General features: G+C 59.0%; 13 protein-coding genes and 2 pseudogenes. 7 read left to right on the top strand and 8 right to left on the bottom strand.

The window, feature by feature from the left end; genetic code table 11:
* Positions 1-506, bottom strand: a 506-nt coding sequence (locus MP439_07650) for a histidine kinase (GenBank protein MCI2975936.1), incomplete at its 3' end; no start/stop codon positions are given.
* Between the two features lie 1811 nt (positions 507-2317).
* Here MP439_07650 and MP439_07645 point away from each other — a divergent pair.
* From MP439_07645 to MP439_07635, 3 genes are all read left to right on the top strand, one after another.
* Positions 2318-3121, top strand: a complete 804-nt coding sequence (locus tag MP439_07645) for an alpha/beta hydrolase (protein MCI2975935.1) — start codon at positions 2318-2320, stop codon at positions 3119-3121.
* Between the two features lie 565 nt (positions 3122-3686).
* A complete protein-coding gene (locus tag MP439_07640; protein ID MCI2975934.1) occupies positions 3687-4037 on the top strand; it encodes a hypothetical protein in 351 nt (116 codons plus the stop codon).
* A 236-nt stretch (positions 4038-4273) separates the two neighbouring features.
* Positions 4274-4894, top strand: coding sequence for a recombinase family protein (locus tag MP439_07635; protein ID MCI2975933.1), 621 nt, complete (start codon positions 4274-4276; stop codon positions 4892-4894).
* Positions 4895-5103: 209 nt separating this feature from the next.
* On the opposite strand, the pseudogene MP439_07630 reads toward MP439_07635, so the two are convergent.
* The 7 genes and pseudogenes from MP439_07630 to MP439_07600 all read right to left on the bottom strand — a co-directional run bounded on the left by MP439_07630 (position 5104) and on the right by MP439_07600 (position 11966).
* A pseudogene (locus tag MP439_07630) lies at positions 5104-5597 on the bottom strand (ATP-binding cassette domain-containing protein).
* A 466-nt stretch (positions 5598-6063) separates the two neighbouring features.
* Complete coding sequence (purQ, locus tag MP439_07625) at positions 6064-6735, bottom strand: phosphoribosylformylglycinamidine synthase subunit PurQ (GenBank protein ID MCI2975932.1); 672 nt, start codon at positions 6733-6735, stop codon at positions 6064-6066.
* Positions 6732-6989: a phosphoribosylformylglycinamidine synthase subunit PurS gene (purS, locus tag MP439_07620; protein ID MCI2975931.1), complete on the bottom strand. Its 258-nt coding sequence runs from the start codon at positions 6987-6989 to the stop codon at positions 6732-6734. The genes purQ and purS overlap by 4 nt, the downstream gene beginning before the upstream one ends.
* Before the next feature lie 198 nt (positions 6990-7187).
* Complete coding sequence (locus tag MP439_07615; GenBank protein MCI2975930.1) at positions 7188-8069, bottom strand: phosphoribosylaminoimidazolesuccinocarboxamide synthase; 882 nt, start codon at positions 8067-8069, stop codon at positions 7188-7190.
* On the bottom strand, positions 8051-9379 hold the full coding sequence (gene purB / locus MP439_07610; protein ID MCI2975929.1) for an adenylosuccinate lyase: 1329 nt from the start codon (positions 9377-9379) through the stop codon (positions 8051-8053). Before purB ends, MP439_07615 begins: the two co-directional genes overlap by 19 nt.
* Before the next feature lie 56 nt (positions 9380-9435).
* Positions 9436-10689, bottom strand: coding sequence for a phosphoribosylamine--glycine ligase (gene purD, locus MP439_07605; GenBank protein MCI2975928.1), 1254 nt, complete (start codon positions 10687-10689; stop codon positions 9436-9438).
* Positions 10686-11966, bottom strand: a complete 1281-nt coding sequence (locus MP439_07600) for an adenylosuccinate synthase (protein MCI2975927.1) — start codon at positions 11964-11966, stop codon at positions 10686-10688. The genes purD and MP439_07600 overlap by 4 nt, the downstream gene beginning before the upstream one ends.
* A 1173-nt stretch (positions 11967-13139) precedes the next feature.
* Here MP439_07600 and MP439_07595 point away from each other — a divergent pair.
* From MP439_07595 to MP439_07580, 4 genes and pseudogenes are all read left to right on the top strand, one after another.
* On the top strand, positions 13140-13520 hold the full coding sequence (locus MP439_07595; GenBank protein MCI2975926.1) for a hypothetical protein: 381 nt from the start codon (positions 13140-13142) through the stop codon (positions 13518-13520).
* Between the two features lie 744 nt (positions 13521-14264).
* The gene (locus MP439_07590) at positions 14265-14405 is read left to right on the top strand and encodes a hypothetical protein (protein ID MCI2975925.1); all 141 of its coding nucleotides are present in this window, start codon (positions 14265-14267) and stop codon (positions 14403-14405) included.
* A 55-nt stretch (positions 14406-14460) separates the two neighbouring features.
* Positions 14461-15082, top strand: a pseudogene (locus tag MP439_07585) (IS607 family transposase).
* Positions 15083-15116: 34 nt separating this feature from the next.
* Positions 15117-16667, top strand: a complete 1551-nt coding sequence (locus tag MP439_07580; GenBank protein ID MCI2975924.1) for a transposase — start codon at positions 15117-15119, stop codon at positions 16665-16667.
* Positions 16668-16871 lie beyond the last annotated feature (204 nt).

Below are 16871 nucleotides of genomic sequence, written 5' to 3'. Positions count from 1 at the left end.
CGGCCCAGGGTGTCTCCCAACACCCCACCACCACCTGGTGTCGGGGCTAGCTCTGCTCTCGCTGCCGGCAGCTCTTGGTTCTGGACGACCATGGCGCTCACCTCCCCCATGGCTTCTCCCACCCGTCCGGTTACCCGCTCGATGAGTGTTCCGGCGCCGACCGGGTCGACCTCGAAGAGCGCCTGGGCGGCCTCGAGCTGGCGGAGCACCCCGACCAGGGTGTGACCGACCCGGTCGTGGAGGACGTCGCTCATCGCCAAACGGTTCTCAGAGAGCCGCCTGGCGGCCTGCTCGTGTTCGAGCGACACCCGGGAAGCGGCCAGCTGGCGGGTTGAGCGGACCGCCCAACCCGCGGCCCAGGCGATTACCACCAGCAGCGAGTTGGCCAAGATCGCCGGCCCGCTCGCCGGCCTCCCCCGGGCCACGCCGATCGCGACCACTCCCGTCCCGGCCACCGCCAGACAGCTGTAACGCCACAGATCCCGGCGTGCCTCCCCCGTCGCCACCAGACCGGCGTAACCCGCCGGGGTCGAAGGGAACCCGGCCAGCCCGCCACCCCAAGCCCACAACCACCCCGACAGGCAAGACCGCTCGCCGTCCAGGTACGCCGTCGATCACCCGCAGCCACCGCCCCCCAACCCGACCGAAAAATACGCGGAATGACAGATCTGCCGGCACCCGACGCCCACATACCCTCACCACCCAGACACTACAACCCGAAAGGAGGTGCACGACATGTGGTGGTGGCCCTGGGGATGACCTTGAACCGCCTGGACCCCTGTAGAGACAAGCCTACTGCTAGAGAACCGTCCCGGTGGGGAAGGCCGTACGCACACATGGCACGACTATGCAACTTCAGAAGCTTCGGCCACCCCCGGTCGAATGTCATTGATATGGTCCCGTTGGTGCGCTGACGCTCTCCGGTCGTCTTCGATGCCGTATCGCCGGGCGAAAGAAACCTGCAGGAGTTTCCCTTGTGTCGGCCCTCGACTGCATGACTACTGACCGACCGGCCCGCATGATACCGAGCACTCACCGCGTCGACTGGGCTGGTTGGCTGGCAGCATAGTGAGCGTTCTGCCTCTTCCCACCGCGTCTCACCTCATAAACCTGCGGATAACCAGTCCTTGACGCAGTAACACATCTATGATGCAGAAGCACCAAAGCACTCAGTAACCAGGACACCACACCGTTTGAGATCGAGGTACCACCCCATGCCGAACACTGACGAAGACCCCGCTCCTCAACCCACAGCGAACTACATGCTCGTCGCGGATCTCAACTGCGTTCCGTGCAGCCAGCTCGCTCGAACGCTACAGTCCATCTGCGAGGGACAACTCACAATCCGCAGTCATGAGGATCCAACTCTGCCTGAAGCAATTCAAGTTCTGTTGCAGTCCCGGTTCGAGCCGATTCTCTGCCGGGGCACCGGCCAGAAGCTACCAACCTGGCGCGGTTTGCGATTACGCTTGCAGCTTGCCCGTCTCGTCGGACCAGTGCGCTCCACTCGTCTGCTGAGAGACGTGTGGGGGTACACGGGGTACACCATTAAGGAACCTCCCCGTCAAGCTGATCAGATAACCGGGGTGAGCGGTCGGACCTGAAGCCGTCGCGAACTACTTGGTAAAGCGTCTTCTTTCGCAGCTCTCGCCGCAGCCGCCGGCATCCTACCATTGCGTGTCATCCCAATCCTCGCCCCTCGTCGCGTCCGGGTAAGCAGACCCTTGCCACTGTCGTTAACTGCCCGTGCGGCCTTGGAGAGCCATCCTGACGTGGTTCGTGCGAGTGCCGTCTTCGGGCCTCCAAACTGGTCAGGAGCCACGAGCCAGGTTGTGTCTGAGTCCGAAGAGCCTGGGACCACCCGATCCGCTACGCTGTATGCGTTATCATTGAGGCCTGTGGTTCCTGCCGCGCCAAGTGTCCTCGTGGTTGCGGTTCCTGAAAGCAGCCCTGCGGTTCCTTCTCTCGTCGTCACGGCCCACTCTGACCCGCTTGGACTACAAGTGTCTACTGTCTCGGGTGACCCTGTTGGTACGCTCCATCTAGTCGGTGGCCGCTTCGTGGCCGAGATGTCGCCATCCGCTGAAGCCCTTCCCGATGCACGGAGGGGATTCTTTCGCTGCGTTATCTTGTGTCTTGCCGCCAGGGTCACTGAGGACTGTCTCGAAATCTGTGAATTGTGCGAAGATCCCATCACTTGTGCAGCTTGCGCCGCGTGTGCGGGAATCGATTTAGGTATCTGTGCGCTTCAATGTACACTCGGGTTCTAGCCCCACGCAGGGCTTCGACAGTCCACCGACACGAGGAGGCGCGTCGTATGATTGACTACGAGCTTGATGGCAAGGGACCGGCTACAGTATTTCTTCATCCAGTATCGTATGATCGGCGGCTGTGGTCGGGAGTTGTGCGGTTACTCGCAACGTCGTACACGTGTGTATTGCCGAATGAACGCGGTATCGGAGCGTCGCCACTGTCCGAGGCTAAAGCGGACAGGGTAGAGGATGTCATGGAGCTAGTGGCGCACCTCGAGCTGGACGAGATCGCACTCGTCTCCAGTTCCACTTCGACAGCTACCGCGTTGGCCATTGCTCTAGACGGGGGTGTACCGGTTCGATCTGTGGTTCTCATCCAGCCCGCTCTTCCTGAGTATGTGGACCCCCGAAGCGAACGTTACGTAGGGGATGTGATGGATCGTGCCAGGGGAAACGCGATGTTGAAACTTGTTGGACTCGAGGTGAGGAGCGTGGCTCGTCGGCGTCGGGGCAGGAACATGAGTGTCCGGGACCTGCAATGGGACGCTACCGACACAAGCGAGGCACTGTCTTGGCAGGCCGTCGCCGATGACATGATCGCGGATTTCAAGAAGCGTGCCAAACATCTACAGAAGTACCGACCTATAAGGGTTGCGAACCGCCTCGGTAACCTGACAACCCCAGTGACGCTGGCGCCGGTGCTGAGCAAGCAGGCAGACCAGCGGGCTGCGGCGCTCGAATTGACCAGCAGGCTCGCTCACGAGCTCGAACACACAGCGGTCGTGGAGCTAGAGAGCGAGTGGGGCGAGCTAGTGGTGCTCGCCGATCCTGAACGAGCAGCCCAGGTCGTAAAGCAGGCGATTGGCTAAGCGTCGTCGTTCGAATCGCGTTATCGAGCGGGGCGCGTTGTGACCGACCCGGGTCGGACGCGCACCCCTACATGTCCACCTATTTCACCGGCCTTCCGGACGTCGCCGAGAAGGTGGTGTCTAACCTCGTGGCTCAGTCAAGGCACTACATTGGGGTGAACTCGCAGTTCTACGACCTTTCATAGGGATATGCCCGTGCTTCGACACCGGCGACGGGGCTCTGCGTGTTAAACCAGTACCCGACCATCACCATCAACGTGTACGCTCATCGGCACTACACGTTCTCGGGCACTGCCCCCAACTGACTGGAGATGACATGGAGGACAGCCTGCGGATAAGAACTCTCCGTAAGCTTGGTGAACCTCGCCACTGGACACCTTTCGGCTGGATCGGGTACCTCTTTGTCTTGTACCTGGTCTTCGCATTGCTGGTTGGCCTGGCCGCGGATGTCGCCCATGTGTTGCTGCCCAGCACTCTCCACGTCACCGTAATCTCAGGTCATCTCAAGCAGCCGCCGACTTCCCCCGGCTGATGTAGTTCGTTCGGTTGCGGCTCTCCGGGAACAATGAAACGGAAAGCCACGGTAAGCACTCCCGAGGGGGCCCCACCCGCTACTCAACCCGACGGCCAGGCCCTCCTCGTCGTTCGGAACTTCGTCGGTCTCGCGGGACTGGGCCTGATCGCTGCGCCGCTGGTCGGTTCGAGCGCCGCCGCGTTCCTCCCAGTTGGCGATGTCGTTGTCAACGTCTCGCTGGGGGAGGGCCCAACGGGCCAGATCGCGCCTTGGGCCTGGACGCTCCGACCTGCCACGGACCCCATCGGATGGTGGGTGGCTGTAGTGACGGCCACGGCCGGCTGCGCCCTGTTCCTCGCCGTTGGTCCCCGCCAGCGTCCAGAGGAACGACTCCGCGGTTGATACGTTCACAGACCGGCTCCACCGCCTCACCTGGGCCGATTGACGGCAGCACCAGGTGGCGAGCAAGCCTGTTCCTTCCTCTGCCGGGCGACAAGCTGTACACGTGGGGTGTACCCCAGCCGGACGTTAGGAGTGAGCGGCGGGGGCCGTCAGTTTGGGGTCCGTTTGGTATTTGGTTGACACTTCGCTCGCACGCTCTTAGGGTCCAACCTGACACTTCGGGTCGGGAGGAGACGATGAGCGGTCAGCAGGTCGGCTACATCAGGGTGAGCGCCATCGACCAGCGCAGCGACCGCCAGCTCGACGGCGTGCCGCTCGACCGGACCTTCACCGACACGGCATCGGGCATGGACGTACGCCGGCCGGAGCTGGAGGCGATGGTCGGCTTCGTCCGCGACGGCGACACCGTGGTCGTGCACTCCATGGACCGCCTGGCCCGCAACCTCGATGACCTACGATCGATCGTGCGCAAGCTCACCGCCAAGGGAGTACAGGTCCACTTCGTCAAGGAGCAGCTCACCTTCACCGGCGACGACACCGCGATGGCGAACTTGCTGCTGTCGGTGATGGGCGCCTGCGCAGAGTTCGAGCGCTCCTTGATCCGGGAGCGCCAACGCGAGGGCATCGAGCTGGCCAAGAAGCGGTGCGCCTACCGGGGACGCAAGAGGCCCCTGAACGACGACCAGGTGGCCGAGCTGCGCCGCCAGGTCGAAGACGGCGTACCGAAGGCGGTGCTCGCTCGTGAGCCCGGCGTCAGCCGCGAGACGCTCTACCAGGCCCTGCGCCCTGCCTCGGAACGCGCCGTCGGTGGCCGGGGTCCGGGCGCGACCAACCTCTTGGTGGAGGTGTCCGTATAGGGGCACCCTTGCGAGAATCTTCACCGGGGATACGGGACACCCTCTCGTGGGCAACCCCTCCCGATCACGTAAAGCAGCCTCGCTTCGCGTTCAGGATCCTGCATCGATCGTCGTCACCAAGTCTAGATGTTAGAAGTCCGAGCACCCAGACCGATCGTGGTTTGCCCGAGCTGAAGCGTTCGCCCGCATACCCGGACGACCGCAGGATCGTGCGTGACAACGACGACGGTGACCCCCGCTTGATTCCGGTCCTGTAGCAGGCGGAGCACCACGTCACGGTTCCCGGCGTCCAGCGCGCCCGTCGGCTCATCAGCCAGCAGCAGTTCAACAGGACGCAGCAGCGCGCGGGCACACGCCAGGCGTTGCTGCTCACCACCTGAGAGCGTAGCGACCGGCTGCTCCAAGGCAACGTCGAGATCGACCGCGCTGAGCGCATCGCATCCTTCCAACCTCTCCGAGCGGCGCCGGTGGCGGACAGGGGCGCCGTGAGATTCGAGCGCGCCGTACCCTCGTCTATGAGGGCGAAGTTCTGGAACAGGTATGCCACTTTGCTACGCAGGAGCTGCCGCCCGACCCGGCTCCGCAGCTCCGGGTTGCGAACACCACAGATCTCGACAGTCCCGGCATCGGGCTGCTCAAGCATGCCCAGGATGTTGAGCATCGTCGACTTGCCCGAGCCGCTAGGCCCTGTCACCGCGACCATTTCGCCGCGGCCGACCGATAGGTTGAAGTGATCTAGCACCCCGCGCCTCCCGTAGGACTTTCTGACATCCGTCATTGCGGCAACGTGGTCGGCCGGTTCCGCCATTACCACTCCTTCTTCAGCAGGACCGCTATCGCCTGTCGCCTGTCGTTCGCGCCGCAGCATAAACAGCACAGAGAGGGCGCACTCGATAATGGCAATCGCAACGAAGCTTGCCGTCACTCGGAACAGGGCCGAACCCATCGCACCAGAGGGACCGAAATCAAATTGGAGCTGTTGTCAGCCCAAACTGATTGCCTACAGGAGACATGCAATAGGGTCGCCCGTCAAAGGCAGAGACCACCGTGAACGAAAACTAGGGCCTCGACCTATGCGGTTGAGATAGAGAACGAGGAAGTGACTTATCCACCTGGTGATACGTCGTAGGTCGTTTGCAGCCAACGAAGGACCAGATGTCCCGATAAAACTAACTCACCAAGGAATTACCCATCCAAGACAGCACCGATCGCAGCATCAACCGAGCCTGCTGACTCAAGCCAAACCCGAGACCTGCGCGCTCGGGGTGCGGCATGAGCCCGACAACATTACCCTCGAGGTTGGCCAAACCTGCGATATCGTTGGCCGAACCGTTGGGATTCTGTAGGTAACGTAGGACCACCTGTCCCTCGGCCTCAAGTCGCTCGAGGGTGGCAGCATCGGCTGTGTAGTTGCCCTCAAAGTGATTGATCGGGAGGGACAACTCCTCCCCAACCGTCATCTCGCTGGTCAACACCGATCGATTCTGCTCCACCCGTACCCTCGTCTCACCACAGACGAAACGCAGCCCGGCATTGCGCTGGAGTGCCCCTGGGAGCAGGCCAGCCTCGGTAAGGACTTGAAATCCATTGCAGATACCAAGCACCCTACCACCGCTCTCACTGTAACGTCCAACGGCCTCCATGATAGGAGAAAAGCGCGCAATCGCACCGGTCCGGAGGTAGTCACCATAGGAGAATCCCCCCGGGATGATGACGGCATCGTAGTCGTCAAGGCGCTGCTCACGATGGCCGATGAGCACACTTTCGACACCAAGCTCATGGTACGCCCCTTGGACATCGAACTCACAGTTCGTACCCGGGAAGACGATGATCCCAATCACTTGAGCTCCTCGACATCGAGGATGACAAAGGTTTCGATCACCGGATTCGCCAGGAGGCGTTCAGCCAACGACCCGATTGCATCACGGGCCGCTGCCTCCGACGCATAGTCGCCTTCTACCTCAAAGGACTTCCCGGCATGCACGCTGTCAACCTCGCGATAGCCGAGCTGGTGCGCGGCATCATGGATCGCCTTTCCCTCTGGATCGCTGATGCCTGTCTTTGGCATGACCCGCACACTCACGCGATAGCGCATCGTCACTCACCCTCTCCTTCTGTTGTCCATCAGCAATTACTCTTCGCTGCCGGTTGCATCGCTTGTCTCGTGCAAGCCGTTCTCACAGGACTCGTCAGCGAACCAATCGATACTGGGGCCGGCGAGTCACTCGTCATTGCTCGTAATGGCACCTCAGCGCCTACGGTCATCTCGATCCACCGAGACCCGGACCCAAAATCACGAGACATCGCTCCCACGATAGCCACGACTTACACCAGGCCACGCAGTAAACAATTGACCCGAGAGGCTTTCGTAGACCTCAACGTAGGCAGAACGCACGCGCTCGACGATCGCATCGTCTAAGGTCGGTGCGGCTCCATCACCTCGAAAACCCTGCTTGCTCAGCCAATCGCGAAGCAGCTGCTTATCGAGCCACATCGGGTCAACCCCCGGCTGACCTCGCACGATACGACTCGAGTCAGGGGTGGCGATCTCGTCAGCGAGCGCAAGCTCATCGCCGATGAAGCCAAACTCGAACTTCGAATCGACAAGCGTCAGGTGATGGTCTCGAAACCACGCAGCCAGGGTGAGATAGATCTCCTTGGTGCGCTCTTCGAGCTGGCTCGCCAACTCACTCCCGTGTAGGTTGCGCAGCTCGGCACCTGTCAATGGGCGGTCGTGTCCGGTGGACTCCTTGGTGGTCGGCGTAAAGATGGGCTCGGTTAGCTCATCGCCAAACGAGAGGCCAGCTGGGAGTCTTACGCCCTGAACCTCGCCGGTTCTCCGGTACATCTCGTAGGCACTACCGACCAGATAGCCGCGTGCCACGCACTCCACGGGCACCATGTTTGCCCGCTCAACCAGGGTCGCCCGTCCGAGAAATTCCTCACTGACATCGGTTACGACCCCGACGAAATGGGTGCGAAAGCGACTCCTGATCGCTGCAAACGCGGTGGCACTGATCGCGCTGAGCAGTCGCCCTTTATCGATGACTGGCTCATCAAAGACCCGATCATAGGCGCTGATACGATCCGTCGCCACCATCAACAACTGCGTGGGGTCATCGCGGATCGCGTAGACCTCACGGACCTTCCCGGACGCTATGAGATCGAGGTCCATTGGCTTTCCTCCAACCCTTTGAGACGATGAAACAGCGGATCAAGATTATCCAAAAGACGATCGAGTGAGGTCAATGCGTTGATCTCATCGCCACTGAGTGGGCATCGCTCATCGGCCATCAACACCTCGCCAAGCTCACCGGCTCCGCCAAGCACCCGTGTCGTCGCCTCCTGAACGATACGGTAGGCGACGTCGCGCTCGAGTCCAGTGCGCACCATCGCGAGCAGCAGGCTCTGTGAGAAGATCAGCCCGTGCGTTGTGGCCAGGTTACGCGCCATCGACTCCTCGTGCACGACGAGGTCCCCCACAAGCCGATCAAAACGTGTCACCATGTAGTAGACCAACTGAAAAGCATCGGGGATCATCATGCGCTCCACCGACGAGTGCGAGATATCGCGCTCGTGCCAGAGGGAGACGTCCTCGAGGGCTGGGATGACAAAGCTGCGCGCCAGGCGTGCCATACCACAAAGACGCTCCGAGAGGATCGGATTGCGCTTGTGGGGCATGGCCGAGGATCCCTTCTGACCTGGGGCGAATGGCTCCTGGACCTCCATCACCTCGCCCCTTGCGAGGTGGCGTATCTCGAGGGCACCGCTCTCGATCATCGCTGCCGTCGAGGCCAATGCCATGATGACCTCACAGTGTCGATCCCTCCCGATCACCTGGGTTGCAGGGGCGGGTTCAAGATCGAGGCTCGCTAGCGCCATCGCCTCAAGCGCTGGGGAGACGTTCGAATAGGTTCCAACGGCTCCAGAGAGCTTGCCAACGGCCATCTGGCGGCGAGCCCGCACCAGCCGGGTACGCTCGCGATCCAAAGCCAGCGTCCAAAGGGCAAGCTTGGCTCCAAAGGTAGTGGGTTCGGCCGCCATCCCGTGGGTGCGACCCAACATCGGAGTTCGCCGGTAGCGCAACGCCTGGGTGCGCAGCGTTGCCAAAAGGTGATCCACCGCGCCGAGTACCAGGTCCATCGCGGCAACGATCTGCAGCGAGAGCGCCGTGTCCACGATGTCAGACGAGGTCAGACCGAAATGGATGAACCGGGCGGCCTTGGCGTCATAGGCAGCCTGCAAGACGTCGACAAAGGCCGCCAAATCGTGGTTGGTGATCGCCTCCCTGGCAAGCACCTGCTCGACAAAGGCATCGTCGATCGCCACCTCATGGGCAAAGAGCGGAGCCACCTCGGCTGCATCGAGTTCGCCGGCATCAGCCATTGCACGCACGACCGCAAGCTCGACGTCGCGCCAGAGGCGCATACGGTTGCGGTCGGAGAAGATCGCTGTCAGCTCCGCTGACTCGTACCGTGGAATCATCTACTGCTCCTTCGTCGTTGGAGTCATCTCATCTCGCGGGCACCGCATTGACAACATCAACCTACGTAAGACCCTATATCCCGGCGAACGACCAGCCCATCAAAGTTAATACGTTCGATTCCCCGATAGGCTCGCTCTCTTGCTGCGTGTGGATCAGCACCGAGACCGGTCACCGCCAGAACACGCCCACCGTTGGTGACGAGCTCTACCGTATCACGACGCTCAGGCCCGGGCACCTCGAGTTGACCCTTTACACTCGCGGCAAAGACGCTGACTCCGAGCAATGCCCTGGCCTCATCGATCCCGGTAATCACCTGTCCGGTGATGGGATGCTCAGGATAGCCGGGCGTCGCTACGACGACCGTAGCGCAACACTGCGAGGACACCTCGAGGGGTGGTATCGTCTCACCAACTGCGGCCGCCAGCATGGCTTCTCCAAGGCCTCGGGTGATCCGTGGCAGGACGGCTTCAGCCTCTGGATCTCCGAGACGGACGTTGTATTCGACGAGGCGAGGGCCTCTCGTGGTGAGCATGACACCGGCATAGAGGATCCCGCGATACTCGATGCCGCGCTCGCCGAGGCGCGCAAGCGTTGGCTCGATGATCGTCGCGGCCACCGTGTCGACAACCTCGCTCTTGACCCCGGGAACCGGCGAAATCGATCCCATACCACCAGTGTTGGGGCCAAGATCACCATCGCGCAATCGCTTATAATCACGCGCCTCCGGTAGGAGGACGAAGTCACGTCCGTTGCACAGCGCAAAGACGGAGAGTTCTGGTCCCACCATCGGCTCCTCGATCACGACACGGGTACCAGCCTCACCGAAGGCCGTGCCGGACAGTTTGGCAACAAGGTCTTGATATGCCTCCTGGCGATCGTTGGTGACGAGGACACCCTTCCCAGCAGCCAAGCCGTCGGTTTTGATCACATAGGGCGGTCCGAACCGATCCAACAACTCACTGCCCTCCGCAACGGAGGTGGCGACCCCAAAGGCGGCAGTGGGCACCCCGGCCTCGGCACAGATCTGTTTGAGAAAGGCCTTCGAACCCTCGAGTCGCGCACCCTCAGCACCCGGGCCAAGCGTGACGATGCCCCCCTCATTGAGTCGATCGGCCAGTCCAGCGACCAACGGAGCCTCCGGCCCTATGACGACCAGATCAGGCGCCAGCTCGGACGGGTCGCGGTCAGAGACCTCGACATCGCGGCTCATGCCGGCGTTTCCTGGGGTGACGATCACCTCGTGATCGGCCGAGAGGTTTCGCGCCAAGGCGTGTTCTCGCGCCCCGGAACCAACGACAACAATTCTCATCCGCGAAGGTCCACGACCTGGTCGCGACCTGGCCCAACTCCAAGCCAGGAGATCGGTACCTGTCCCTTGTCTTCGAGGAAGCTAAGGTAGTTCATGAGCTCTTTCGGGAGATCGGAGCGCGTGCGACAGTCCCCGATGTCGCATCGCCATCCGGGAAAGTCCTGATAGACCGGCAGGGCCTTGTGCAGATCAGACTGATGATACGGGAGATCCTCGGTGTAGTCGTCGTTGACGGTGTAACCGATGCAGACTTTGACGGTGTCGAGAGCATCGAGAACATCGGCCTTGGTGATCGCCAAGTCCGTCAGCGAATTGATCGCCGCGGCGTGGCGCAGCATCGGTAGGTCAAACCAGCCAACACGGCGACGGCGCTTGGTGTTGGTCCCGTATTCGTGACCGCGATCGACAAGAAGATCACCGATCTCGTCGGTCAGTTCAGACGGGAATGGGCCAGCGCCCACTCGGGTGATATAAGCCTTGGCGACACCCATCACCCGGTCGATCTGGCGGGGTCCAAGCCCGGTGCCGGTACAGGCGCCTCCGGCCGTTGGGTTCGATGACGTGACATACGGGTAGGTGCCGTGATCGAGGTCGAGAAAGGTCGCCTGCGCGCCCTCAAGAAGAATTCCCTTCCCTTGGTCATACAGGTCATGGAGCAACTTTACGGTGTCAACGATGCGTGGCGCCATGCGAGGTGCATATTCGCCAAGGTAATCCTCGAGAATCTGGTCGGCATCGACCGGTAACCGGTTGTAAATCTTGGCCAAGATCTGGTTCTTCTCCTTGAGTACCACCTCAAGCTTCTCGGCAAAAATCTTCTCATCGAGCAGGTCCTGCACCCGCAACCCAATTCGTGTCGACTTATCGGCATAAGCCGGACCGATACCCCGGCGGGTGGTACCGAGTTGATTCTTTCCGAGAAAACGCTCTGTGAGGCGATCGATCTCGTGATGATAGGGCATCACGAGATGGGCGCTACCGGAGACCACCAGTTTCGACGTATCTATCCCTCGACTCTCAAGTAGGTCGAGCTCCTCAAAGAGAACTTTAGGATCGACCACGAGGCCGTTAGCAATGACGGCGGTAACGTGCGGATAGAGAATGCCACTGGGCACCAACTGCAGTGCGAAGGTCTCTTCTCCGACGACGATGGTATGGCCGGCATTGTGTCCACCTTGATAGCGAACGACTGCCGCCATATCGGCGGCGAAGAGATCGGTAAATTTGCCCTTTCCCTCGTCGCCCCACTGGGTTCCCAACACAACGGTGGTACTCATCGAAATCTGCTCCCTTATGCGATCATCACGACGATGGCCGTGGCCGGTGACTAGCTTACCTCCCCGCACAAGGCATGCCTTGCCGTCTCTGTCGGTGCCCCGCCTCCATCTGGACGGGCGCACGCTGATCGGGTGTCCAATATGGCCCACGCCTTTGGAAGCTGTTTTGTTCGAGCTGTCACACGCCGGTTACCTATGAGATGCCACGCCCAAAGCCAAGAACCAGCACTGGTTGACAATCTGGAGCTAGTATAACAAAGCTGATGCCAAGAGATGACAAGATCAACGGCGATTCGACGTATTGAGCTATTGCGTCTGCTCTAGCTCACGCACGACACGTACTCACGTGCGCAGACCTCAGTACGCTTGAGTTCAGTTTCTGCGGTTGAGTTTCTTGGGTTCTCTATGCTGCGGTGCTGAGCCTCACTCAATATCAAAGGCTTACACGCGCACCGCATCCGACACCGAGAGGACCATATCCGACGCCAAGGGGGCAGGGGTGTTTCCAACTGTAGGACTCCGAACGTAGGCACTCGGCTCGGAGCTTGACACACAAACGTGGTCTCCCCTTGGGTAATACCATATTACGTTTTCAATGCAGGGGTGGTGTAGTTGCGCGACGCCTTGTCTCGCACACCCGGCATCGTCCCATCCATTCCTGGTCGACCGAGTGCAACCCAATTCGATTGCAATCCGACAGGGGCCTAACCTCTTCTGTGGCGAAGATAAATGGCAATGATGGTGTTACCAGGCCATCTCGATGGCAGTGGTGTAGTTGCAAGAATGAGGATCGAAATCACGTTCGCGCAAACTGAGACCTTTACAAATTCAAGAAAATCACAGCAAAAACTCGACAGTACTTCAGAGTTGGAGGTCTCGTAACGGAAGGGGCCGTCGTTGTCCGCGCATCTCTAGGATCAAGGTGCACTAAAATTGCACTACTCGTACCACTGTGGTAAGCAGGGTTGAAAGCCAGGAGCCAATATAATGATTTCAAGCTGAACGCTTGGTTGGTTTATTACTTTCAACATTGCTAATATACTACGACAGATGGTCATGGATGGACAGCAATAACAATCGCAAACTGATAGCGATGAGCTGTTAGGTACAAGAAGTTGATTACAGGCTATCACCTTGGAATCGAATGAGTCTCTGAAAGGCAGGGAGAACAACATGGCAGAAAGAGGAGCGACAAGTTCGTTGCGACTGGAGAACAAGGCAATCAATGATTATCTTGCTCACCTCGAGACATCAAAGCCCCGTCGCGGTCGTAAGCGTGACGTTGGTAAGGTGCGTTCACAGCTTGAGGAAATTGAGAAGAGACTGACGGAGGTCTCCGGCATCCGGCGCGTCGACCTGCTCCAGAAGAGGGCAGATCTCAACCTCGAACTTGAGCGGCTTGGGTCGGCCAACGATGGAACACAATTAGAGAAGCTCTTCGTGGAGTACGCGGGTTCCTACTCTGCTCGCAAGGGCATCCGCTACGAGACCTGGCTCGAGGCCGGCGTTCCCGCGGCCGTGCTCGCCAAGGCCGGCATTCGTCCTCACGCCTAGCCACGAGATCGATCCTCGTGCGAGGCTGCGGTCGGGAATTGTTGACGAACCAGGTGATCAAAGGATCAGTGTTTCACACTTCGCCCTCGTAGGGCGACCGTGAGATCTCCCCTATATTATTATTTGCCGGTGGGGCTGCCCTTGCGAAGAGGGCTGGCCCCCGGTGATCCGTCTTGTGGCTTAACCACATCAGATGGCTGACGCTCTATGGAGCCACAGTGGGTTTGCTCACCGGAAACCGGTGTTAGCACCCACGCACGTCCTGTGTTCGCCAACTCACCGGCGAGGATAGTGCAAGCTGGGTTCATGTCAGCAGTATCGAATCTCGTACAAAGGTTCGACGCTCAGTGAACCTCGAGAATTGTATTTGCGTGTGAACCCGGCGCATCGTCTGGCGCAACCAGACAAGACCTTGGACGTGCCAGATGGTCGGGGTTATCACGTTACCGGAGCAGAAGCGGACCACGCATGTGAGGCCGTACCTCAATCCGGTGTCCCACAAACGCGAAGCGGCTCTCCCCATCGCGGTACAAGGCGCAAGACCCTCACAGACACGCTCTCGACACTAACTTGAGATCGGAATCGGGTTTGAGTCGTGATGGAGGTAACCCTTTGTGCTTGCCTGGTGAAAGTCCAGCACGCGAATCATTGCCCTCGCCGTTGGGGCAGTGTGCCAAGGGAAAATTCCTTGATCGCTGATGAACGACATCTGTCGACCTCCAACCGTCGTTCGAGGAGGTTGCTGTGAGCTTCGACGTCTCTCTTGATGCCCCTTGGACCGGTAGGGACCCCGTCCGCCTCATGGTCACCAAGGCCACGAGATGTCGCACTGTCCCGCTTCGTGATGTCACTGAAGACGATATCGTCGATGAGAATGCGGGCTGACAACAGCTCCAATGTTCTTATCTAATATTTATCAATACTGATTTTATCTATAGATATCAGCCAGTTAGTCTCGATCGGTGCAGCCGCTAGAGAGCTAGGCGTTCATCCATCCACTCTTAGGCGATGGGAAGAAGAAGGACGCATTGATCCACCAGAAAGGACAACAGGAGGAGATCGGCGCTATGACTTGGCTCAACTACGTCGCTTAGCGCCCCATCTGGCACCATCATCACGTGCTACGATAGCATACGCTCGAGTATCGACCAGTGGGCAAAAGGATGACCTTACTCGCCAAGTAGCTCTACTAGAGAGCTTCTGCGCCGCCCAAGATTGGACCTATGAGGTAATATCCGACGTTGGGTCTGGCCTTAACTATAACAAGCGAGGCTTGAAACAACTCATTCACCGTATTTGCTCTGGCGAAGTCGGAAGACTAGTCCTTAGTCACAAGGACAGGTTGCTACGCTTTGGCTCAGAGTTAGTATTCGCACTATGCGAACAGTTCGGCGTCGAGGTGATTATCATCAACGCGAGTGAAGATTCGTCGTTTGAAGAAGACCTTGCTAGCGACGTGATTGAAATTGTCACGGTATTTTCTGCCAGACTATATGGAAAGTCATCAGAACAAACAGGTCATGGATCAACTACGAGAAGCAACCAGGGATATCAGCGCATGACACGTTGTCAGAGCCTCGTCCTGGGGTTCTTACCATGAAGCGAACGCTACGACTGGCTACTTTGCCCCTGAACAAGGGTAAGTACGAAGAGCTGTGCTCGGTGATTGCGAACTATACCGATGCCAAGCGTGTCTTTGTCACTCGTCTTCGACAGCCTCGCCTGTGGCATCTCCTTGATCGAGGGAGAAGCTTTCGTGACCATGCCAAGCAGCAGGGCCTGTACCCAGCCGGTCTCAATGTTCACCTCGTAGACCAGGCAGCCTTTGATGCCGTCGATACTTGCGTCCGCCATATTCAGTCTCGTTTGGCTATCGGTAACGTTAAGGCAAAGATTGGGCGGCGATTCATAAACGAGAAGGAGAGGCATTATGCCTACGCTTGTCTCGCCCGATACTCGGCCATCGGGCGGATCATGTGCGCTGGTGTGCCCGAGATACCCACGGTGACGCTCGACCCAGATGTACGAGCCAGGATTGTCTCATATCTGCATCGTGTGATACGAAACGCACTCGATGACACGTGGCCCACCGTCATTGAGTCTCGCCAGATGTCTTTGGACTCGACGCTCTACTCAGTGTCAGACAACGATACCAGGCGTTATGTCAAGGTAGTTGGCAAAACTCAGGCCAAGCGCATGGTGTTACCGCTTGCGGGTAGGTCACGGGTATCTGGCAACATCCGTGTCGTGCTCGATGACCAGCAAAGACGCACCTTTATCCACGTGAGCTATGACATCACGCCCCTCGATGGGGCAACAGGAGAACCAGTCGCCCTTGACTGGGGAATTACCGAGGTCTGCACCGATGACGCTGGAGTGCATCATGGCAAGGAGTACGGCCAGGCTTTGACATCCATGACCGAAGGCCGGACCAAGACCGGCAAGGCGAGAAACAAGCTTCGCGCGCTCTCCAAGAAGGACGTTGGCTCTAAGCGTGCCAAACGCATCGCGAGAAACAACCTCGGCACCAAGAAGCAACAAGCCAGACTCCGACGCTTTCAGGCCCAACTTCAGACGATATCAGGTGCCACCATCAAAGAAGTGATATACGGTGATGGCAACAGGACCCGCGCAAACGGTAGAGTCAAACAACTTCCCAGTCAACGACCACGAGCAATCATCACCGAAGACCTCTCCCACTTACGTGGCAAGGCCACATCCAAGAAGATCTCTCGACTCTGTGCGTCATGGGCAAGAGACGAGAATCAAGAACGCCTGACGGTACATGCCTATGTTGGAGGTTCCAACATGAAAGCAGTCAACGCGGCCTACACCAGCCAAACGTGTCCCAAGCCATCGTGTGGGTATGTCTCTCGTGACGACCGACATGGGGATGCGTTTCATTGTCGTAATCCACACTGGGATTGCAACCGGCGGGGCGATGTAGATCACGTGGCTGCCATGAACCTCAAATTAAGGATCAAAGATCGCGAGATCAGCCGGTTCACTCCGTACAAGGATGTGAAGAAGATCCTTAACGAGAGGTTCTGTACGCCGAATCCAAAGTCATGGCATCCAACCAGATGCCAAGACTACCGCTCACGCCATTACCCCAAGCACACCACAGTCGCCAACAACGACAGTTAGAGACATGAACAGTGTCGAACGTATGAGTCCTGTTCCCGTGGTGGGGACAGGGGAGACTCGACGGCTGGGGAGCGAAAAGAAAGGGAGTGCTTAACATTGATTAAGTATTCTGGAGCGGCACATGGGTGCTCACGATAACCAGAGAATCCATCGGAGACCACCTCGGGTCACGGTCACAGGCCCTGGTATCACGTGTGGTGGCGA

The organism is Ferrimicrobium sp., from assembly GCA_022690815.1.
Lineage (GTDB): Bacteria > Actinomycetota > Acidimicrobiia > Acidimicrobiales > Acidimicrobiaceae > Ferrimicrobium.
Note: the sequence above shows the minus strand (reverse complement) of the source record. Positions and strands in the feature narration are given on the sequence as shown.

What these genes read in the sequence shown, in the direction of transcription:
- MP439_07635 (MCI2975933.1), top strand. Translation starts at nt 4,274, where the DNA reads ATGAGCGGTCAGCAGGTCGGCTACATCAGGGTGAGCGCCATCGACCAG.
- MP439_07615 (MCI2975930.1), bottom strand. Translation starts at nt 8,069, where the DNA reads ATGGACCTCGATCTCATAGCGTCCGGGAAGGTCCGTGAGGTCTACGCG.
- MP439_07595 (MCI2975926.1), top strand. Translation starts at nt 13,140, where the DNA reads ATGGCAGAAAGAGGAGCGACAAGTTCGTTGCGACTGGAGAACAAGGCA.
- MP439_07580 (MCI2975924.1), top strand. Translation starts at nt 15,117, where the DNA reads ATGAAGCGAACGCTACGACTGGCTACTTTGCCCCTGAACAAGGGTAAG.
- purS (MCI2975931.1), bottom strand. Translation starts at nt 6,989, where the DNA reads ATGCGCTATCGCGTGAGTGTGCGGGTCATGCCAAAGACAGGCATCAGC.
- MP439_07640 (MCI2975934.1), top strand. Translation starts at nt 3,687, where the DNA reads ATGAAACGGAAAGCCACGGTAAGCACTCCCGAGGGGGCCCCACCCGCT.
- purD (MCI2975928.1), bottom strand. Translation starts at nt 10,689, where the DNA reads ATGAGAATTGTTGTCGTTGGTTCCGGGGCGCGAGAACACGCCTTGGCG.
- MP439_07645 (MCI2975935.1), top strand. Translation starts at nt 2,318, where the DNA reads ATGATTGACTACGAGCTTGATGGCAAGGGACCGGCTACAGTATTTCTT.
- purB (MCI2975929.1), bottom strand. Translation starts at nt 9,379, where the DNA reads ATGATTCCACGGTACGAGTCAGCGGAGCTGACAGCGATCTTCTCCGAC.
- MP439_07600 (MCI2975927.1), bottom strand. Translation starts at nt 11,966, where the DNA reads ATGAGTACCACCGTTGTGTTGGGAACCCAGTGGGGCGACGAGGGAAAG.